Source organism: Acetobacter sacchari (assembly GCF_017377715.1).
GTDB classification, from domain to species: domain Bacteria; phylum Pseudomonadota; class Alphaproteobacteria; order Acetobacterales; family Acetobacteraceae; genus Acetobacter; species Acetobacter sacchari.
Map to the genome: position 1 here is coordinate 22,862 of NZ_JAFVMF010000029.1, position 18,862 is coordinate 41,723.

Genomic DNA, 18,862 nt, shown 5'->3' on the forward strand with positions numbered 1-18,862 from the left:
CGGGTCCGTGGCAGTGGCAGTGGCAGTGGCAGTGGCCAGATTAGAACGCATGGCGGCTGAAAATCTCCCGAACGACTGTAAGGAAGATAATCTTCACATCGAAAAACAAGGACCAGCGCCGGATATAGTCGAGGTCGTATTTTACGCGCCGCTCAAGGTCACCGACCGTCACAAGCTCTCCGCGCGCGCCGTTTACCTGCGCCCACCCGGTTATTCCCGGCTTCACGTGATAGCGAAGCACATAGTCCGCAAGCGCATCATCCAGAAGATGGCCGCCCGCCCGCGTCTGCGGAGCATGCGGGCGGGGGCCGACAAGAGACATGTCGCCCGCCAGCACGTTGAACAGTTGCGGCAGTTCGTCCAGGCTGAGTTTACGCAACCACTTGCCGACGCGTGTGACCCGGGGGTCGTTCCGGCTGGTCTGCCGCACAGCTCCAAAGTCAGACATTTCCGTCCGCATCGAGCGAAACTTGAACACCATGAAACGTTTTTCGTTGCACCCGCGCCGGGGCTGACGAAAGAACACCGGCCCAGGAGAGTCCAGCTTTACGATAGCGGCTATGGCGAGCAGCAGCGGGGACAGCAGTATCGTCGCCACAAGAGCAAATACGAAATCGAAAGCTGTTTTCTGAAAATTCTGCATGTCGGACAAAGGACGTCGTTGCAGGATGAACAACGGATGCGGTCCCAGATATTCAACAGGCAAGGCCGAGTCCACGCCACTCACGAGGTTCGGCACGATGTATATATCAGAAAGAACTTTACGAAGTTTGTAGCTTACGTCACGCACGCCGCCTCTGGCGGAACCGTTGTCGGGCATAGCGAGAATAATCGCATGCGCCCCCTCTACACGGCATTTTTCGACAAGATCGTCCAGATCTCCATCCAACCCGGCCGATCCCGGCACATTATTGAAAATCCCCATGAGCCCATAGGCGCCATTTGCGCCAGCGCCATCAGCCGAAATACGACCGGCCAGCGCAAACGCCATCGAACCGCCGCCGACAATGGCGATTTTCCTCTGAAGCTTAACCTTGACGAGTGACGTCGCCAGCGCCATCGCGATCGCCGCACGGCCAATCAGCAGTGCTATCGCAGCGGCAAAGCCCCACAATACGGCAACGCGAAACGCCTCCAGAATCGGGCGCTGCAACGCAACCAGCATCCCTGCGTTTACGACACAGGCCATCAGAAACCCGGGGGCCAGATATCGAAATTGCGTATTGAGCTTTTTGATTTTCGGGTAAGCGAGCAATGAGCGTTTTTTTGGGAGCAGCACGAAAGCCAGCGCCGCCACGAAATCCGCCGCCGTAGCGGGCATCAAACCGCCCGCAAGCGGGAGATCAAGCACAAAGTGAGAGGCGAAGAACGAGGCCAGAAAAACCGCGCCGGCGTCGACAGAAAATACGATCGAAGCCAAAACTGTATGCAAATACGGATAAGGCTCCCGCAGAAGCTGCCGCCCCGGCGATACTATCGACAGCGTCCTACGCGTATCGCCCACTGGAAAATCGATCTCGACGTCCGCAAAAACAAGCTGCTCTTTCATGGCGACGCTCCCTTACATGACGCCAACAGAAATCGCGTCAAAATTGCGCCTTCCGACAGGACATTTCTCCGATGACACAAAAAATGCCTTCACATGCGCCATCTTTCGACCGGAGCAACTTGCGCTCCAACCGGGCTCAACGTCTTCCCGTTTTCAAACAGAGCGTGAAAGAGATCACATTTTACAACGAAGACAAAGCGAAAAGTGCGCAAATTTTAACGATATTTTAATAGAAATAAATATAAAAATATTTACGATGCATATTTATATTGTTTGAGAGTTATTTTTATATTTTTCTAATTTATTGGAAAATCATTTTGAGCGATGAACACTGCGACGATCGATAAATCGCCAACAATCAAACTTTCGCCGTCAAAAAAACAAAAATCACAGCAAGAGCCTCCCCTCCACAGACACGACATCACCATCTCATCTTCAAACACACCACGTCGCCACAGCCATGGGCGACGAAAAAGGCGCAGAACATCGTCGTTATACGAACGCTCCACTGAGCATGAGCAACGCCGTATCCCAGCCCTTTTTGTGTCTTGCTTATGAACCCGCGAATAATCTCGAAGAAGCTTCTCGGGGGCCAGTTACTCACACTTCAGCCACCTGCGCGACTCAGCGCCAACGTCACCTATCTCACGACGCTTAGCCCTACCGCTGCTCCATCGCCCTTTCAGGCAACGACTAACTTGGCCGTCTCTGACACGAAATATTCATACAGAAAATTGGCACCACCGATTTTTTGCCAGATCAGCACAAAAGAAATTTTGTAAAGTTTCGTTTCGAATTACCTACAATCCAGTTGCGGCGTCACGCATGGTTGCAGAAACGACGCCTTCGTCCCTCAGTCGGGCGCTACGCTCGACGCGGCGCCGATACCAGAACGTCCACGCTCCCAGCGCCCCCATCGTGCCGTAACCCAGAAAATTGTGCACAACGAGGTACGCCTGAATACTCAATACAAACGTGAGGACACAGGCCACGCTCGCGGAGAGCAGCAGCCCACATCCCCACACCAGCGTCATGATGGTCATCACGCGACGGAAGCCTGCATTGTGACGCAGCGCCTCGAACCTCTCCAGAGAATCGTCCGCCTGCCGCACCATCGTTGCGCGCGCCAGATAATAGATCAGAGGCCTCCCTACTGCGACCGATCCCAAAAACAGCACCCCGATCAGCGCCGAAACCAGATTTTCCCGCAATTGAAGGAAACGCGGCCCCCCTCCGCCTATCATTGCGAGCAAAGACAACGCTATGCCCGCGAGAACGAGCATCGAAATCGCGTCTACAGTGCGCCGGATTGAGAATTCAGCGAGTGACCAGAGAATGGGCGGAACTGCGGACGCAAGCAATGCCGTAACATCGCCGTAAACCGGAGCTGCCCGGTTATATATCAGGAGAGGCAGCGCGAAGTTCACAGCCAGATCGGCGACCACATGAAAGCCACGCCCCCGAAATCGCGCCATGGGCCGGCTGTCCGAACGTTTATCCCGCAATTCCGCGCCCATGCCCCCACCCGCTCCCTTCCGCCGCATCGCTAAATTTCGGTCCCATTGTTACACGATAAGGCCAACGCACACGATATCTTTCGGCGTCGAATCAAACTGACCGGACGGAAACCCTCACGTCGCTCACACGGCGCCGCACCTCTCCACCGCAAAGACCGATAGAGCCGTCCGATCTTAAAGTTCACCCAGTAGGCCGTCTTTTGACGACGGAGCCGGAACGGTGAAACATTCACCCCATGCCGACCGCCAAAACGAAGCCCGCAACCAGATCCTCCACGTCGAAGACCGCCGATCCCGAGCCTAAGGGCGCTGCGTTCGCGCCCAGGGACATGACAAAGAAGGAAGTCACGGCTTTTCTCTCCGACTTGGCCCGTGCATGGCCGGACGCCGAAACCGAACTCAAATTCTCATCGCCTTTTCAGCTTCTTGTCGCGACAGCGCTTGCGGCGCAGGCTACCGACGCCTCGGTCAACCGGGTCACGCCCGCGTTGTTCGCGAAAGCCCCCGGACCTGCTGAGATGGCGTTGTTAACCTCGGACGAGGTTGGCGAGTTCATCCGCACGATCGGCCTGTGGCGGAACAAGGCCCGCAATATCGTCGCCCTCTCGCAGATGCTGGTGGAGCGTTACGACGGCGAAGTCCCGACCGACCGGGACGCTCTGGAGTCCCTGCCCGGCGTTGGACGCAAGACTGCGGCGGTTGTGCTTAACGTCGCGTTCGGAGAACCGGCGGTGCCAGTGGACACGCATGCGTTTCGCCTCGCAAACCGCACGGGACTGGCGCGTGGCAAAAACGTTCTGGACGTCGAGCGGGCGCTGGAACGGCGCGTTCCACTCCCCATGCTGCGTGATTCCCACCACTGGCTGATCCTGCAGGGGCGTTATGTCTGCAAGGCGCGGCGCCCGGAATGCTGGCGATGCGTCGCCACGGCGCACTGCCTCTACCCCGACAAAGAACTGATTGCGCCGAAGCGCGCAAAAGCATGAGCCGTTCGCCGTTATTCTGTGTACGGATATTGCGCGAACCAGCGCCGCCGCCAATGTTATAGAGCAACGAAGTCGAGCGCCGTGCGGCTGTCACTGGGCCTCTCTTGATCTGCATCAGCGCGGGTTTGTATTTCGCTGTCGCTGCGCTAGACGGAAGTTCGATCAAGGATGTCCGGGCAGAAGGCCCGAACGCGGCGTAGCATAGCTGAGGCAGGATTCGAGACGATGGACTACATAATCGGCCAGAACCGCCCGAACGCGACCGGGACGACGCAGGGCTCCGGAATGCTTCAGGAGGACGGGCTTCCCGTTTCCGGATCAGCCGCGCCGGCCGTCATGGACGGCACTGAAGCCAACTTCATGGAACTGGTGATCGACGCCAGCCGCTCGGTTCCTGTGCTGGTCGATTTCTGGGCCGATTGGTGCGGCCCCTGCAAACAGCTTACGCCGGTCATCGAAAAAGTCGTCAACGCGGCTGGCGGACGCGTGCGGCTGGTCAAGATTGACATCGAAGCCAACCGTTCACTTGTCGCTCAGTTGAGCCAGCTTGGTCTACCCTTGCAGTCGATTCCAATGGTGGCTGCTTTCTGGAAGGGCCAGATTCTCGACCTCTTTCAGGGCGCCCTGCCGGAAAGCCAGGTGAAGAAATTCATCGAGGGCGTGCTGAAAGCCGCTGGCGGCGCGACCTTGCCTGCGGCCGATTTGCTGGTCGAGGCGCGCGCGGCCCTTGACGGCGAGCAGCCCGAACAGGCGGCGCAGCTCTACTCCGCGGTCCTTGAGATGGAGCCGGAAAATCCGGCCGCATGGGGCGGGCTAATCCGCGCCATGCTTGCACTGGATGACGAAGAAGCCGCCGAAGCGGCGTTGAACGATGTCCCCGCCGCGATCGCCTCCCACGCCGACATCGAAGGCGCGCGCGCCGCTCTGGAACTCAAGAAAGAAGGCCGGCGCGTAGCAGGAGAGGCGCAGGCGCTCCGAGCCCGCATCGAAGCCGACCCCAAGGATTTCGAGGCGCGGGTCGGGCTCGCCAACGCGTTGAACGCCGCTGGCCAGAAACAGGAAGCCGCCGACGAACTGCTGGCGATCCTCCGCGCGGACCGGGACTGGAACGACGGCGCAGCAAAGCAGCTTCTGTTCAAGTTCTTTGAATCCTGGGGGCACGACGACCCGGCCACGCTGCTTGCGCGTCGGCGTCTCTCCTCCCTGCTGTTCTCCTGAAAGGACCGGGTTTGGACGACTCGGTCTTCAGCGAAGAGATACCGCGCCTCATACCTCGCATCCCGGACATGACCCTTGCCGATCTCCCCGCAGAGATCGGCCTTTTTCCGCTTTTCGGGGCTCTGCTGCTGCCACGCGGCAAGCTGCCGCTTAACGTTTTCGAACCTCGTTACGTGGCGCTGGTCGAGGACGCGCTGGCGGATCGTCGTCTGATCGGGATCATCCAGCCGTTCAACGATTTCGACGCTGATGAAGACGGACGCGCACCGTTGCTTTTCGACGTCGGCTGCCTCGGTCGGATCACATCCTTCTCAGAACGCGCCGATGGGACCTATGCCGTCACGCTGACCGGCGTGTCGCGCTTCCGGTTCCTTCGCGAAAGCGGAGTACGCCGGGGATACCGGCGGGCGCGTATCGATACGTCGGCCTACTCCGGCGACCTGAGCGACATGCCGTCGGCCCCGTTCGACCGGGAGCATCTCCTCTCTTCGCTGCGGACATATTTCCAGGCGCGCGGCCTGAGCGTGAGCTGGGAGGCGATCGACCAGATGGGCGACGACGCCCTTCTCGTCACGTTGCCCATGATCTGCCCGTTCCCTTCCGCCGAGAAACAGGCGCTGCTTGAAGCGGAGACGCTGACCGAGCGCGCCCAGGTGCTGCAATCCCTGCTCGATCTTTCCGGACCGTATCCGGGCGACGGAGCGCCGCGTAATATCTCCCCATCCTAGACGGCCGTCAGAGACGCCGCCGTCCAGCATCGCCACACGGAGTCACCCAATGTCTGCCCCGACGCCATCATCCCCGGACACAACCCCGCACGACGCAGCGCCGCTGGATCCTCGACTCCTGTCGATTCTGGTCTGTCCCGTTACGAAGGGACCGCTCACATACGACCGCGCCGCAGGCGAACTGATCAGCGCGCAGGCGCGCCTCGCCTACCCTGTGCGGGACGGCATCCCCATCATGCTGCCCGAAGAGGCGCGTGCGCTGGCCGACTGACAGTTCGCATTATGGCGTCGACCCAAGAGAGCGGCCCGTGCTGACGGGACGGCGCCCCCTTCTGCTCGCTATGGCGGGTCTACTTGCGACCGGCTGCCGCCCCACCGCTCAGGATCCCGGCGCAGGCGAGGACATCGACGTTCCGCCGGAGCGCCCCGGCCGAAACTTTCCCGAGGCGGCTGAAGCCGAAGAACGGCGAGAGCGCGAAGCAGATTACAGCGATGCGTCGGCGCCCCGCACCCGTGGCGGTCGCTACGAACCCGCGCCTTACGCAGGAACGTCTCTACCCAAGCCCGGCACGTCCAACGTGACCCCGGATACCGAGGTCACGTACGGACGTCCTGACACGGGGACTCACCACCCTCGCGGCGGTGGTGCTGCTGGCGGAGGAGACGAGTAACCCCCGCGCCGGTGATGGTGGTGGTGATAATGGCCGCCATAACATGCGCTCAGGATAAGAAGCGGGAGCAGAAGAAGGGGCTTTCGGATCGATGAGCGCAAGTACGGCCTCGGATTCTGATGGACAACGCTCTGCCGACAGGCAGCAGGCGCTACGACACGAAAGCGCCACGCCCCGGTCGAACCCTATGTGGTCGTTCGCGACCGGGTTTTCCACCCCGGCTTATGAACCTTGCGGAACGGGCTTGCCGCGCCGCGCCCTTCTCGGCGCCGGAGGGGCGGCTCTTTTCCCCCGACCCGGACATACCGCCCCCCGATGCGAAAACGGGCGCGGGCGGGTGCGAACCGGCTTTGAAGTCGCTATGGCGCAAGGATTCGCGTCACTACGCGGCATGCGATTAGGCATAATCGCCAATCAGACAAGTATCGGTCCCGACTTTCGGCACATATCAGAAATTCTCCACGAACGATCCGACGTCGATCTGCGTGCGCTGTTCAGCCCCGAGCACGGGCTGCATGGCTCAGCCCCTCCCGGCGCGACAGAAAAAGGAGGCCGGGACAAGCGGACCGGCTTACCCGTCATGCCGCTCTACGGACTGTCAGGCCCCGCGTTGGAGCAGGTTTTCGTCCAGGCGAACATCGAGGCGGTGATCTTCGACATTCAGGACGTTGGCGCAAGATTTTACACCTATATCTGGACGCTGTTCGACGCGATGGCGGCCTGCGCGCGGCTTGACCTGCGGGTAATCGTGCTTGATCGACCGAACCCGCTGGGTGGAGAGGCCGTACGCGGTCCGGTCCTTGCGCCACAGTATGCGTCCTTCCTCGGCCGGGCGCCTGTCGCGCTGCAGCACGGCATGACAGTTTGCGAACTGGCGCGTTTCTTCAACGCAGAGATCCTGCCGCACACAAATTACCCGGGACGGTCGGTGCGTCTGGACGTCGTCAGCATGCAAGGCTGGCGGCGCTGGATGACGTTTGGCGAAACCGGGCTGGCGTGGGTGCCCCCAAGCCCGAACATGCCGACGCCGGTGACAGCAACTGTCTATCCCGGCGTATGCCTGTTGGAAGGAACGCCCCTGTCCCTTGGGCGCGGCACCACGACGCCATTCGAACTCGCAGGCGCGCCGGATCTCGATTCATCGGCATTCGTCCAACGGCTCAACGATTTCTCGCTTCCCGGCGTCGGATTTCGGGAGACGAGCTTTACGCCCTCTTCTTCCATTTTCTCGGACCGCGAGGTGCAGGGGGCGCAGATGCTGGTGACTGATTCCGGGCGTTTCGATCCGGTAGCCCTCGGCGTCGCGTTGCTGCTCGCGGCGAAGGCCGTCTGGCCCGGTTTTGCGTGGCGCGAGGAGGGACGCGCGATAGACAGGCTGGCGGGAACGGACACCTTGCGGCGATCCGTGAACGCCGGAACGCCGCCTGCCGCGACCCTGCGTCAATGGAGCGCCGAAACGGCGTCCTTCGCCCGCCTCCGACGTCCTTATCTGCTGTATTGACGCAACCGATCATGGCGTAACTGGGGTAAGCGACCAATCGCGCCATGCCATGTCGCGCCGCATCGCGAATTCAGATCCGCCCGTTCATTCTCGCCCCTGCTCTTTCAGTTTATCACTTGCGACGCATTTCACGCCCTGCCCACTGGAGCCGAACCGACGATGATCACCTCCGACCGCCTGCTTCTTCGGCCGCACACCCCTGAAGACCTCGAGGCCATACTGGCGGTAACGACTGACGCCGCCGTTAATCAATTCATCCGGGGCATGCCAACGACCCGTGAAGAGGCGTGGCGCAGACTTCTTCAACACACGGGGCACTGGAGTCTGTTTGGTTACGGAATGTTCGCCGTCGTCGAGCGCGCGACCGGAACTGTCATGGGGGAACTGGGGCTGGCGAATTTTCACCGCGGGCTCGGCGCGTCATTCGACGCCTCACCCGAGGCAGGATGGCTGCTCCGGGGGGCGTTCCACGGCAAAGGGTTTGCGTCTGAAGCAATGTCGGCCGTACTTCGCTGGTTCGATGAAACGCGCTCCGAGTTACGAACCGTCTGTATCATAGACCCCGACAACGCCAGTTCGATCCAACTCGCCACCCGACTGGGGTTCAGTCCCTTTGGCGCCTCCGAATATCGCGGCGCCACCGTCACCATGTTCGAGCGTCAGCGACCCCCGCTCGGGCGTGAACCATCCCATTTATCAAACTGACGGACGCGAACTGATTGTCCCACGGCTCGGCGGCTCCATTGTCGATAATCGATCGACGGGGCCACCAACTGTGGCCTGAACCCCCAGCCTGCTTCTCGCATTCGTCTGATCGGGCGCGCGCTGCCTCACCGAACCCACGTAGCTGATGAGACTGTCTTCGTTAAAGCGACGTCCGGAAATTTTTAATGATTAACACCAAGATAACGATCGGCCAGCACCCGCCGGCAGGCGACTACCGCACCTTGCGTTGCTGAGTTTTCGACGGAGCGCGGGGCGCCGATCCTGCGCGACGAAGAATCACTTCACGGAACCGGGCGTCACGTTCCGCCCATCCCTCGTCCAAGGCGTTACGCCAGAGAATCACCAAAGCAATCAGCAATGGCGCAAAAATTGACAGGAACAGAAACGTCATCAGCGCGACAAACCCTTGCCACTCCATACGTTTCCCCTCCGACGCCTCAGAGGGCGGCTGTCCATACGACGACGAAATATAGTTCTTTAAAGATAGGACTGCATTACGAATCGGCAAGATGGGACGATGGCGATCAGCTACGCCGCCGCCCTGCCCCCTCTTCGCAAAGACGGAATAGACGGCAGTCAGAAAGCTTTAGTGACCAGACTGTTTTCGAAACTCCGGTCTGGCGTGCCGGTTCGCAAACGCTGGCTTTCACGACAGCCATTTGAGGCCCTTCGCCCACCCCGCCGATGTAGCGTTGATGCGCGTACAAATGCTCCACCGCAACCAAGCGATGAAAAGAGTAACGGCCCGGGAAGACCGGGCCGTTACTCTTTATTGCATGAGCAATTTTCTGCGAAAGTCGCTGACCGCCAACTTTGCGAACAGACTCCCTGACTTCAGGGTCGTCCCACAGACTGGTACTGCAGGCCGGCGGCACGCATGGCGGCCGGATCGAAGATGTTGCGCAGGTCGACCACGACGTCGCCCTTCATGGCCTCCTTGATCGCCTTGGGCGCAACCGCGCGGAACACGTTCCATTCGGTCAGGACCACCAGAGCGTCCGCATTCGTCGCAGCGTCGATCGCATCCGTGCAATATGCGACGGATGGAGGAAGGCCGGGCCTGGCCGCATCCATTCCGACCGGATCGTAAGCGCGGATCTTTGCGCCCGCCTCGGCCAGACGATGCAGGATCGGCAGCGACGGCGCCTCACGCATATCATCCGTCTCCGGCTTGAAGGTCAGCCCCAGCACCGCGATGCTCTTGCCTTCCACGGAGCCGCCGCACGCCGCGATGATGCGACCCGCCATGCCGATCTTGCGAGCGTCGTTGACCTGCACGGTCGTCTCGACCAGACGGCAGGGGCTGCCGGCTTCCTGCCCAATACGAGACAGCGCGAGCGTGTCCTTGGGGAAGCACGAGCCACCGTAACCCGGACCAGGATGCAGGAACTTGCGGCCGATACGCCCGTCGAGCCCCATGCCCTTGGCCAGATCGTGAACGTCCGCACCGAGTTTTTCGCAGAGACTGGCCATCTCGTTAATGAACGAAATCTTCATCGCGAGGAACGAGTTCGACGCGTATTTGGTCAGTTCCGACGTCTCGAGCGACGTGAAGAGCAGCGGCGCCTCGATCAGCGACAGCGGGCGATAAACCTTGCGCATGACCGCTTCCGCACGCGCGACACGTTCCGGACGTGTGCGGTCAAGACCGATAATCACACGATCTGGCCGCATGAAATCGCCTATCGCGTTGCCTTCGCGCAGGAACTCAGGGTTGGAGGCCACGTCAAAGTCCGCATCTGGTCGGGCGGCGCGGATAATTTCGGCAATCCGGCGGCTCGTTCCCGCAGGAACGGTGGATTTCGTGACCACCACCGCATAGCCCGTCAGAGCGTTGGCGATCTGTTCCGCCGCAGCGTGGACATACTGCATGTCCGCCGCTCCGTCGCCGTTGCGCGGGGGCGTGCCGACGGCGATGAACACCGCTTCGGCTCCCGCCACAGCGACGGCGATGTCGTCGCCAAACGTCAGGCGTCCGGCCTGCATGTTGGTTTCGACAAGCTTGTCCAGGCCGGGCTCGTAGATGGGAATACGTCCCTCGCGCAGCGCCGCGAGGCGGCTGGGACTTGTTTCCACCACGGCGACCTCGATGCCGAACTCAGCGAAACACGCGGCTGACACGAGGCCGACATAGCCGCCTCCGATCATTGCAATACGCACTGGTTCCTCCTTGCCATTTCGGCTTCGATTCAGGTGTGCAGGCGGTCTGTAGAGAGGTTTACCGTTTTATTAACGGTAGGCGACTTGACCCTGTATAGGCCACGCAGGTCAAGCGGCCAGATACCCTTTTTTGGTGATGAAATACGACATCCATCTGTCAATCAGCGAAAAAATTTATCGCACGGGCGCAAGGGCCGCTTTGACGCGCGCCGGGTCTCGGGCTACGGCTTGGCCATGCACCTGATATCCCTTGCACCACAAGGACACGTTTCGACGGGCTCGCTATGCCGCCGGACCGAACCTTCGGCATGAACGCGCTTCTCGATTTGATCGCCGCGATCGGACGCCACGTGCTGGAAGCGGCGCGGGGCGCCGGGGCGCTTGCCCTGTTCGCCGTGGAAGGCATGCTGCACGCCGTGAGGCCGCCGTTCTACTGGCGTGTGTTCGGCGCCGCCCTGATGGACACCGGCTACCTGTCGTTGCCTGTCGTGGCCATGACGGCGCTGTTCGCGGGCGGGGTGATCGCGCTGCAGTCATACACTGGCTTCGCGCAGTACCATGTGCAAAGCGCGATCGCCGGGATCGTCGTGCTTTCGGTCACGCGCGAGCTTGGGCCGGTGCTGGCGGGATTGATGGTCGCCGGACGCGTCGGCGCGGCGATGGCGGCGCAGATCGGCACCATGCGCGTGACCGACCAGATCGACGCGCTGACGACCCTTCGCACCAGCCCGATGAAATACCTCGTGACGCCACGTCTGTTGGCGGGGCTGATCTCCCTGCCCCTGCTCGTCGTGGTTGCAGACATTCTGGGCGTGGCGGGCGGCTTTACAGTCTCCGTCGTAAAGCTGGGCTTCGCGCCGGCGGCCTATATCTCCGCCACGATCAACGCCGTGAAGCCGATCGACATCACGGTCGGATTGGTCAAGGCGGCGGTGTTCGGCTTCATCATCGCCCTCATGGGATGCTACTACGGCTACTCCAGCCGCGGCGGAGCCGAAGGCGTCGGCAGCGCCACCACGTCTGCGGTCGTGTCAGCGTCGATACTCGTCCTCGCCTTCGACTATCTGCTAACCGATCTGTTTTTCGCCCAATGACCGACGCATTCACGCCCTCTGCGCGCACGCCGAAAATCCGTATTCGCGGGCTGCACAAATCGTTCGGCGGCAAGCACGTCCTGAACGGAATAGATCTCGACGTCGAAGAAGGAACCTCCTTCGTCGTCATCGGCGGCTCCGGTAGCGGAAAATCCGTGTTGCTGCGCTGCATCCTCGGGCTGATCGCCCCGGATGCAGGAACGATCGAGATCGACGGCGTGAATTTGCTCACGGCGTCTCGCAGCAAGCGGGAAGAGTTGATCGGCGAGATCGGGATGCTGTTCCAGAACGCTGCGCTGTTCGACAGCCTGCCCGTCTGGGAGAACGTGGCGTTCGGACTTCTTGCACCGGAAACGAAGAAGCATAACGACAAGCATCCTCGCCTGACCCGTGCGCAGGCGCGCGAAAGAGCCGGCGAGGTCCTGACGCAGGTGGGGCTGGATCCGTCCGTCGGCGCCCTGTATCCGTCCGAGCTATCGGGCGGCATGCAAAAGCGCGTCGGCCTGGCTCGCGCAATCGCCGACCGCCCCGATATTTTGTTCTTTGACGAACCGACCACTGGCCTTGACCCGATCATGGGCGCCGTCATCGACGGACTGATCGTCGACTGCGTCAAAAAACTGGGCTCGACAGCCATCGCCATCACCCACGACATGGCCTCCGCCCAGAGAATCGGCGATCAGGCCGCCATGCTCTACCAGGGCCGTCTGGTGTGGCGTGGCGCGGCGAGTTGCCTGATGAACAGCGGCAACGCGATGGTCGACCAGTTCACGCATGGCCGTCGCGAAGGACCGATCACGATGGAGCTGCGGCGCTAGACGTCGCCTCTTGTGTCGCCGCCCGACAGGCGGCCATACTCTTCAAAACCGGCGTGGAAATTCGGCGAATGACGCCGTGTCTCTCCCCACCCGACAAGCAGCCTGCGGAGTTTCTGGCCGATCATGAAGCGTGTCCTCATTCTGGCGCTCGGCGCGATGGTTCTGTCCGGGTGTTCGTGGTTCGGCGGTGGAGACAATCCCAAGAAGCACCTGACGCAGAAGCAGCAGTGGGAAGCCCTTGGCTACCGGGATGGCCTGCAAAGCGTGAAACAGGGCCCCTGACTCTTTGACGCTAAACGCTCGACCACTCTGATGAGGCTTTTCATGAGCGACGCGCCTGTAGCAGAAGACGTCCGCGCCGCAGCCGCGCGCATCGAGGGCCTTGCCCATCGAACGCCCGTCCTTCGCTCCCGCACGCTTGACGAACGCGTCGGAGCGACGCTGTTTTTCAAAGCCGAGACATTCCAGCGTACAGGCGCTTTCAAATTTCGCGGCGCGGCGAACGCCATCGCGCGGCTGACGCCCGAACAGCGTCGTCTGGGCGTCGTCGCGTTCTCATCCGGCAACCACGCACAGGCCATCGCTCTGGCCGCACGCTGCGCCGACGTCCCGGCGGTGATCGTGATGCCGAATGACGCTCCCGCCATCAAGCTGGAAGCGACGCGAGGTTATGGGGCCGAGGTCGTCCTTTACGACCGTTACGCCGAAGACCGACAGGCGATCGGCACGCGGTTGGCGGACGAACGCGGGCTGACGCTGATTCCCCCTTTCGATCATCCGGACATCATCGCCGGCCAGGGCACCGCAGCGCTGGAACTGCTTGAAGAAACGGGACCGCTCGACCTGCTTCTGGCCCCGTTGGGCGGTGGCGGGTTGTTGGCCGGGACCGCGCTCGCCGCATCTTTACTCTCGCCGAAATGCCAGATCATCGGCGTCGAGCCGGAAGCGGGCGACGACGGCAAGCGATCATTCGCCGCGGGAAAGATCATCTCCATCCCCGTCCCGGCCACGATCGCTGACGGAGCCCAGACAACGGCGCTGGGGCGGTTGACGTTCGAAATCATCCGCGAGCGTGTAACGGCGATCGAGACCGCGACTGACGAGCAGTTGCGCAGCACGATGCGTACGCTCGCCACCCGTATGAAACTGGTCGTGGAGCCTACCGGCTGCCTCGCCGCCGCAGCCGTGCTGGAAGGCGTCGTTCCCGTTGCGGGCAAGCGGGTGGGGATTATCCTGTCCGGCGGGAACGTGGATTTCGGCTCGCTGTAAGTTTCTTTGAGACGACGTCGTGGCTGGCGAAGCGATCAACCAAGGCCAAACGTTTCGCTCCCGATTGCATCCTCTCCATCGAACTGTTCATACTGCGCGGGATTCGTCGGGTCCTTGACGGGCTGGCGGGCGCACACCCTGAATCGGAACGGGCATGACGCACTCTAGACCGACGAAAGCGCGGAGCACGCTGGTCATCACAGCCGCCTGCATCGGAAATTTTCTCGAATTCTATAATTTTATGGCGTTCGCCTTCTTCGCGCCCATGATCGCCCGTGCGTTCTTTCCGGGCGAAAACTGGCTCATGCAGTTGTTCTACGCGCTGATGACGTTCGCGGTCGGCTTCGTACTGCGCCCGGTGGGCGCCTTCGTGATGGAGCGTTACTCCCGCCGTGCGGGGCGCAAGGCTTCGTTGATGGTCACCTTCCTGCTGATGGCCATAGGCTCTCTGCTGCTGGCCGCCACGCCCCCTGCGGCCTCTATCGGGCTGCTGGCGCCGCTGTTGATTGTCGTTGCGCGCATGTTGCAAGGCTTCTCCGACGGCGGGGAAGTCGGCCCTGCGACCGCCCTGATCTTCGACGCCGCGCCCGAGCGAATGGGGGGGATGCTCGGGTCGCTGCAATATATGACGCAGTTGCTCGGTTCTCTGGTGGCCGTGGTCATTGGTCTGGCGCTTTCGGAGCTGTTGTCTCACGACGCGCTCTATAGCTGGGGATGGCGCGTTCCGTTCGTTCTCGGCCTTCTCATCGTGCCGGTCGGATTGGTGCTCCGGCGTCTGGCCTTCTCAGATGAGGGCGCACAAGTCCTTGATCGTCAGGTTCCTCTCTCCGCTTCGACGCCCCACGAAAAAGCAGCTCTACGTCAGGCGGTGTTCTTCGTTTTCATCGGGATCATGTGCGGCACGATTTCGACGTATCTGCGCAATTTCGGCGTCAGCTACGCCGTGACGGTTCTCGGCCTGTCGCCCTCCATCAGCATGATGGGCATGGTCGCGGGACTGACCGCCGGACTCGTCGGCATTCTGATCGGCATCAGAATCGCCACGCGCCACTCAGACGCCCGGGCGATCGTAGTTTCCGTAGGCCTGCTCAACGCCGTTCTCAGCGTGCCGCTATATTATTACGCCATTCACGTGCCGGGACTGGGCAGCCAGCTTGCCCTTAATGTCGCGATGTTCCTGCTATCGAGCATTACCGCCGTCGGACTTTGGCAGGCGATGCTCGATGCGCTGCCCACGGGAGCCCGTTCGTCTCTGTTTGGGGTTATCTACGCACTGGCCGTCTCGACATTCGGCGGCATGACGCAACCCGCCACGGCGTGGCTGATCGCCAAGACCCATGACCCCATGACGCCTGCATACATGATGGCCTTCGTCCTGCCCGCCGGTCTCCTCGTTTATCTTCGTCTTCACACCCTCGCGCGACGCAATGTCGAGCATGTGACGCGGGAAGAGATCGCGCGAGCGTTGATGGCTGAATGACCTTCCGAAATCTGCCGACCACATATTGGAGATTGTCATGAAAAATTCCGACCAGATATGGGATCTCGTCGACTCTCACGCAGCGCCCCTGGTCGCGCTGAGCGACGATGTATGGGAAGTCCCTGAACTGAACTTCGGCGAATTCAAATCATGCGCGCTACACGCCAGTGCGCTGGAAAGCGAGGGCTTCGCCGTCACCCGCGACGTCGCCGGTCTGCCGACCGCCGTCATGGGCGAGGCTGGGGAAGGCGGTCCGGTCATCGCGTTCCTTGGCGAGTTTGACGCCCTGCCAAACCTGAGCAACGCCGCAGGCGTCACGGAACATGCGCCGCTTCCCGGCAGCGGCAACGGTCATGCCTGCGGCCACAACCTGCTCGGCTCGGCGGCGCTTCTGGCGGCCACGGCGGTCAAATCCTGGCTGGCGGCCAACAATGTTCCGGGCCGCGTCCGTTACTACGGATGTCCGGCCGAGGAAGGAGGCGCCGGAAAAAGCTTCATGGTGCGGGCTGGCGTTTTCGATGGCGTGGACGCCGCCGTTTCGTGGCATCCGCTCTGCTTCGCGGGCGTGTTTCCGCCAAACTCTCTCGCCAACATACGCATCGATTTTACGTTCACCGGCAAGGCGGCGCACGCCGCCGCCGCGCCGCATCTCGGCCGCTCCGCCCTGGACGCCGCCGAGTTGCTGAATGTCGGCGTAAATTACCTGCGCGAACACATGCTGCCGACGTCGCGCATTCACTATGCCTACCTCGACGCAGGCGGCGTGGCGCCGAATGTCGTGCAATCGAAAGTGGTGATCCGCTACACAGTTCGCGCTCTCGAACTCGGCGACATGATGGCTCTGGCCGACAGGGTGCGTAAAGTCGCTGACGGAGCCGCCATGATGACGGAAACTTCGGTTTCGGCGGAGATCATCAGCGGCATGGCGAACCTGCTCCCCTGCCCGCCCCTTGAGCGCGCGATGCACGCAAACCTCGAACGGCTGGGGCCACCGCCGTTCGACGACGCGGACCGCGCCTTCGCTCTTGAAATGCAGAAGACATTTCCGCGCGAAGACATCCTGTCCGCCTTCCGCGCGGTAGGCCTGCCTCCGGCTCCAGACGAGCCGTTATGTGCGTCGATCCTGCCGCTTGCGACCACAAGGATGTCTCTGGGTTCCACCGATGTCGGCGACGTAAGCTGGACAGTGCCAACCGTACAGGCGCTGGGCGCCACATGCGCCGTCGGCACACAGTTGCACTCATGGCAGATGACGGCGCAGGGCAAGTCCTCGGTCGCGCACAAGGGCATGATCCATGTCGCGAAAGTCATGGCTATGACCGCGATCGATCTCCTGACGGACGAAACGCTGCTCGCCCGGGCGAAAGCGGACCACGCCGACCGCCTGCGCGTCCAGCCGTATATCAGCCCGATCCCGGCCGACGTGCAGCCGCCGGTGCGACAGGCCCCGGATCAGGCGGCCTGACGCACGCCCCTCGCCCGTTCACGCCACACCGTGAACGGGGCCACAGGTTACAGAAACATATTGAAAATCACACAAATTTCCAAATTTTCACTGCGCGTCTATCGAAAATCACGAAACCATCCACCCGCAAGGCGAAAGAGCGACCATGACCGCGATCACCGATCTGAACGCCTGCGCGCTGAAAGACGCCATCCACGCGCGCTCCGTCTCCGCGCAGGAGGTCATGCGCGCGCATCTGGACCAGATCGCCGCCGAAAATCCGTCCTGCAACGCGATCGTGTCGCTGGCTGACGAAGGCGCACTGCTCGCCGAAGCCGCAGCACAGGACGAACTGGCGGCGCGCGGAGAGTTCGTCGGCCCGCTGCACGGCTTCCCCCACGCGATAAAGGATCTTTCGCCAGCGCGAGGTTTCCCAACGAGTATGGGATCGCCGCTTTTCGCCGGGACTATGGCGCAGAAAGACGGCCTGGCGGTTTCCCGAGTGCGGGAGGCCGGAGCCATCATTATCGGCAAGACGAACGTGCCGGAGTTCGGCTTCGGCTCCAACACCGTCAACCCCGTGTTTGGCGCGACGCGCAATCCATACGACCTCGATCGTTCGGCGGGCGGCAGCAGCGGCGGCGCTGCCGTGGCGCTGGCGACGCGCATGACGCCTCTGGCCGATGGCAGCGACTTTGGCGGATCGTTACGCAACCCTGCCGGGTGGAACAATGTCTTTGGTTTTCGTCCGACATCCGGGCGCGTGCCCAAGGATCCCGGCGAGGACGTTTTCTACAGCCAGCTCGGTTACGAAGGACCGATGGCGCGCACGATCGACGATCTTGCCCTGCTTCTGTCCGTGCAGGCGGGCTACGATCCGCGCCACCCTTTATCCCTTCGCGATGATCCCGCCGCTTTCGCGCAGCCGGGCGAACGGGACTGTCGCGGCCTGAAGGTCGGTTGGCTTGGCGACATGGGCGGATCGTTGCCCATGGAGGACGGCGTCCTCGACGTTTGCCGCCATGCGCTCGCGACATTTGAGGCGACCGGCGCGCGCGTTGAAGAAATCGACTTTCCCCTCTCCGAGCCGGAAATCTGGAATACTTGGCTCGCGTTGCGGCATTGGGGCGTCGGCAACGCAGTTCGCCCACTCTACGACGATCCATCGAAGCGTAAGCAGCTCGCGCCGCATGTGGTCTGGGAGATCGAGGGCAGCATCACGCAGACCGGACGGGACATCCACGAGGCTGGCGTGGCGCGCACGAAACTCTATCGCGCTTTCGCCTCCCTGTTCGAACGTTTCGACGTCCTCGCTCTGCCGACAGCGCAGCTTTTTCCTTACTCCCTCGAAAAGATGTGGCCGGAAGAGATCGCGGGCGTGGCGATGGACACCTATCACCGCTGGATGGAGGTCACGTTCGCGGTGTCCCTCAGCGGTTGCCCGGCGCTCGCCGTTCCGGCGGGGTTCGGCGGCGCCCGCAATCTGCCTATGGGGCTGCAGCTTGTGGCGCCGTATCACCACGACCTCGACCTGCTTCGCATCGGGCGGGCTTACGAGCGGGTGGCGGAATGGACCACGATCAGACCTGATCGAAAAAACGCCTGATATCGCCTGCATTCCACCGCGGTTCTGGAGATGACAACAGGAGGTGACGAGGTGACGAGGTGACGAGGTGACGAGGTGACGAGGTGACGAGGTGA

Annotated in this window: 19 protein-coding genes; 14 read left to right on the forward strand and 5 right to left on the reverse strand. The window is 61.6% G+C overall.

What is annotated here, in order from left to right; translation table 11 throughout:
* Window positions 1-40: 40 nt before the first annotated feature.
* Window positions 41-1,549 (reverse strand): exopolysaccharide biosynthesis polyprenyl glycosylphosphotransferase, encoded by a 1,509-nt coding sequence (locus J2D73_RS18305; RefSeq protein WP_207883701.1) that lies wholly within the window; start codon window positions 1,547-1,549, stop codon window positions 41-43.
* Between the two features lie 800 nt (window positions 1,550-2,349).
* A complete protein-coding gene (locus tag J2D73_RS18310) occupies window positions 2,350-3,024 on the reverse strand; it encodes a VC0807 family protein (protein WP_207883703.1) in 675 nt (224 codons plus the stop codon).
* 278 nt (window positions 3,025-3,302) lie between these two features.
* On the opposite strand from J2D73_RS18310, the gene nth reads away from it, so the two are divergent.
* From nth to J2D73_RS18345, 7 genes are all read left to right on the forward strand, one after another.
* Window positions 3,303-4,052, forward strand: coding sequence for an endonuclease III (nth, locus tag J2D73_RS18315; RefSeq protein WP_207883705.1), 750 nt, complete (start codon window positions 3,303-3,305; stop codon window positions 4,050-4,052).
* Window positions 4,053-4,337: 285 nt separating this feature from the next.
* Entirely contained in the window at window positions 4,338-5,270 is a 933-nt protein-coding gene (locus J2D73_RS18320; RefSeq protein ID WP_408736858.1) for a tetratricopeptide repeat protein, read from the forward strand.
* Window positions 5,271-5,338: 68 nt separating this feature from the next.
* Window positions 5,339-5,998, forward strand: a complete 660-nt coding sequence (locus tag J2D73_RS18325; RefSeq protein ID WP_084440401.1) for an LON peptidase substrate-binding domain-containing protein — start codon at window positions 5,339-5,341, stop codon at window positions 5,996-5,998.
* 49 nt (window positions 5,999-6,047) lie between these two features.
* Entirely contained in the window at window positions 6,048-6,269 is a 222-nt protein-coding gene (locus tag J2D73_RS18330) for a Trm112 family protein (protein WP_035376250.1), read from the forward strand.
* 37 nt (window positions 6,270-6,306) lie between these two features.
* Window positions 6,307-6,669 (forward strand): hypothetical protein, encoded by a 363-nt coding sequence (locus J2D73_RS18335; RefSeq protein ID WP_233140441.1) that lies wholly within the window; start codon window positions 6,307-6,309, stop codon window positions 6,667-6,669.
* Window positions 6,670-6,760: 91 nt separating this feature from the next.
* The gene (locus J2D73_RS18340; RefSeq protein ID WP_207883707.1) at window positions 6,761-8,170 is read left to right on the forward strand and encodes an exo-beta-N-acetylmuramidase NamZ family protein; all 1,410 of its coding nucleotides are present in this window, start codon (window positions 6,761-6,763) and stop codon (window positions 8,168-8,170) included.
* Window positions 8,171-8,329: 159 nt separating this feature from the next.
* Window positions 8,330-8,875 (forward strand): GNAT family N-acetyltransferase, encoded by a 546-nt coding sequence (locus tag J2D73_RS18345; protein WP_207883708.1) that lies wholly within the window; start codon window positions 8,330-8,332, stop codon window positions 8,873-8,875.
* A 232-nt stretch (window positions 8,876-9,107) separates the two neighbouring features.
* On the opposite strand, the gene J2D73_RS18350 is transcribed toward J2D73_RS18345, so the two are convergent.
* Window positions 9,108-9,314: a hypothetical protein gene (locus J2D73_RS18350; RefSeq protein ID WP_207883709.1), complete on the reverse strand. Its 207-nt coding sequence runs from the start codon at window positions 9,312-9,314 to the stop codon at window positions 9,108-9,110.
* 416 nt (window positions 9,315-9,730) lie between these two features.
* On the reverse strand, window positions 9,731-11,044 hold the full coding sequence (locus J2D73_RS18355; RefSeq protein ID WP_243430086.1) for a UDP-glucose dehydrogenase family protein: 1,314 nt from the start codon (window positions 11,042-11,044) through the stop codon (window positions 9,731-9,733).
* A gap of 320 nt (window positions 11,045-11,364) precedes the next feature.
* Here J2D73_RS18355 and J2D73_RS18360 point away from each other — a divergent pair, with 320 nt between their 5' ends.
* Together J2D73_RS18360 and J2D73_RS18365 are read left to right on the forward strand one after the other, a co-directional pair.
* Window positions 11,365-12,150, forward strand: coding sequence for an MlaE family ABC transporter permease (locus J2D73_RS18360; RefSeq protein ID WP_207883711.1), 786 nt, complete (start codon window positions 11,365-11,367; stop codon window positions 12,148-12,150).
* Window positions 12,147-12,968: an ABC transporter ATP-binding protein gene (locus tag J2D73_RS18365; protein WP_207883713.1), complete on the forward strand. Its 822-nt coding sequence runs from the start codon at window positions 12,147-12,149 to the stop codon at window positions 12,966-12,968. Before J2D73_RS18360 ends, J2D73_RS18365 begins: the two co-directional genes overlap by 4 nt.
* On the opposite strand, the gene J2D73_RS21070 is transcribed toward J2D73_RS18365, so the two are convergent.
* The gene (locus J2D73_RS21070; RefSeq protein WP_279380952.1) at window positions 12,965-13,093 is read right to left on the reverse strand and encodes a hypothetical protein; all 129 of its coding nucleotides are present in this window, start codon (window positions 13,091-13,093) and stop codon (window positions 12,965-12,967) included. The two genes, J2D73_RS18365 and J2D73_RS21070, sit on opposite strands and share 4 nt — an antisense overlap.
* Between J2D73_RS21070 and J2D73_RS18370 the strand changes: the two genes are divergently transcribed.
* The 5 genes from J2D73_RS18370 to J2D73_RS18390 all read left to right on the forward strand — a co-directional run bounded on the left by J2D73_RS18370 (window position 13,092) and on the right by J2D73_RS18390 (window position 18,767).
* A complete protein-coding gene (locus J2D73_RS18370; RefSeq protein WP_207883714.1) occupies window positions 13,092-13,250 on the forward strand; it encodes a hypothetical protein in 159 nt (52 codons plus the stop codon). The two genes, J2D73_RS21070 and J2D73_RS18370, sit on opposite strands and share 2 nt — an antisense overlap.
* Window positions 13,251-13,292: 42 nt before the next feature.
* Window positions 13,293-14,237 (forward strand): threo-3-hydroxy-L-aspartate ammonia-lyase, encoded by a 945-nt coding sequence (locus J2D73_RS18375; protein ID WP_207883715.1) that lies wholly within the window; start codon window positions 13,293-13,295, stop codon window positions 14,235-14,237.
* Window positions 14,238-14,391: 154 nt separating this feature from the next.
* Window positions 14,392-15,717, forward strand: coding sequence for an MFS transporter (locus J2D73_RS18380; protein WP_207883716.1), 1,326 nt, complete (start codon window positions 14,392-14,394; stop codon window positions 15,715-15,717).
* Window positions 15,718-15,754: 37 nt separating this feature from the next.
* On the forward strand, window positions 15,755-17,182 hold the full coding sequence (locus J2D73_RS18385; RefSeq protein WP_207883717.1) for a M20 family metallopeptidase: 1,428 nt from the start codon (window positions 15,755-15,757) through the stop codon (window positions 17,180-17,182).
* A 145-nt stretch (window positions 17,183-17,327) separates the two neighbouring features.
* On the forward strand, window positions 17,328-18,767 hold the full coding sequence (locus J2D73_RS18390) for an amidase (protein ID WP_207883718.1): 1,440 nt from the start codon (window positions 17,328-17,330) through the stop codon (window positions 18,765-18,767).
* Window positions 18,768-18,862: the final 95 nt, after the last annotated feature.

Excerpts from the sequence above, each read along its gene's own strand:
- J2D73_RS18305 (WP_207883701.1), bottom strand. The coding sequence starts at position 1,549 with ATGAAAGAGCAGCTTGTTTTTGCGGACGTCGAGATCGATTTTCCAGTG.
- J2D73_RS18310 (WP_207883703.1), bottom strand. The coding sequence starts at position 3,024 with ATGGCGCGATTTCGGGGGCGTGGCTTTCATGTGGTCGCCGATCTGGCT.
- nth (WP_207883705.1), top strand. The coding sequence starts at position 3,303 with ATGCCGACCGCCAAAACGAAGCCCGCAACCAGATCCTCCACGTCGAAG.
- J2D73_RS18320 (WP_408736858.1), top strand. The coding sequence starts at position 4,338 with ATGCTTCAGGAGGACGGGCTTCCCGTTTCCGGATCAGCCGCGCCGGCC.
- J2D73_RS18325 (WP_084440401.1), top strand. The coding sequence starts at position 5,339 with ATGACCCTTGCCGATCTCCCCGCAGAGATCGGCCTTTTTCCGCTTTTC.
- J2D73_RS18330 (WP_035376250.1), top strand. The coding sequence starts at position 6,048 with ATGTCTGCCCCGACGCCATCATCCCCGGACACAACCCCGCACGACGCA.
- J2D73_RS18340 (WP_207883707.1), top strand. The coding sequence starts at position 6,761 with ATGAGCGCAAGTACGGCCTCGGATTCTGATGGACAACGCTCTGCCGAC.
- J2D73_RS18345 (WP_207883708.1), top strand. The coding sequence starts at position 8,330 with ATGATCACCTCCGACCGCCTGCTTCTTCGGCCGCACACCCCTGAAGAC.
- J2D73_RS18350 (WP_207883709.1), bottom strand. The coding sequence starts at position 9,314 with ATGGAGTGGCAAGGGTTTGTCGCGCTGATGACGTTTCTGTTCCTGTCA.
- J2D73_RS18355 (WP_243430086.1), bottom strand. The coding sequence starts at position 11,044 with ATGATCGGAGGCGGCTATGTCGGCCTCGTGTCAGCCGCGTGTTTCGCT.
- J2D73_RS18360 (WP_207883711.1), top strand. The coding sequence starts at position 11,365 with ATGAACGCGCTTCTCGATTTGATCGCCGCGATCGGACGCCACGTGCTG.
- J2D73_RS18365 (WP_207883713.1), top strand. The coding sequence starts at position 12,147 with ATGACCGACGCATTCACGCCCTCTGCGCGCACGCCGAAAATCCGTATT.
- J2D73_RS18370 (WP_207883714.1), top strand. The coding sequence starts at position 13,092 with ATGAAGCGTGTCCTCATTCTGGCGCTCGGCGCGATGGTTCTGTCCGGG.
- J2D73_RS21070 (WP_279380952.1), bottom strand. The coding sequence starts at position 13,093 with ATGATCGGCCAGAAACTCCGCAGGCTGCTTGTCGGGTGGGGAGAGACA.
- J2D73_RS18375 (WP_207883715.1), top strand. The coding sequence starts at position 13,293 with ATGAGCGACGCGCCTGTAGCAGAAGACGTCCGCGCCGCAGCCGCGCGC.
- J2D73_RS18380 (WP_207883716.1), top strand. The coding sequence starts at position 14,392 with ATGACGCACTCTAGACCGACGAAAGCGCGGAGCACGCTGGTCATCACA.
- J2D73_RS18385 (WP_207883717.1), top strand. The coding sequence starts at position 15,755 with ATGAAAAATTCCGACCAGATATGGGATCTCGTCGACTCTCACGCAGCG.
- J2D73_RS18390 (WP_207883718.1), top strand. The coding sequence starts at position 17,328 with ATGACCGCGATCACCGATCTGAACGCCTGCGCGCTGAAAGACGCCATC.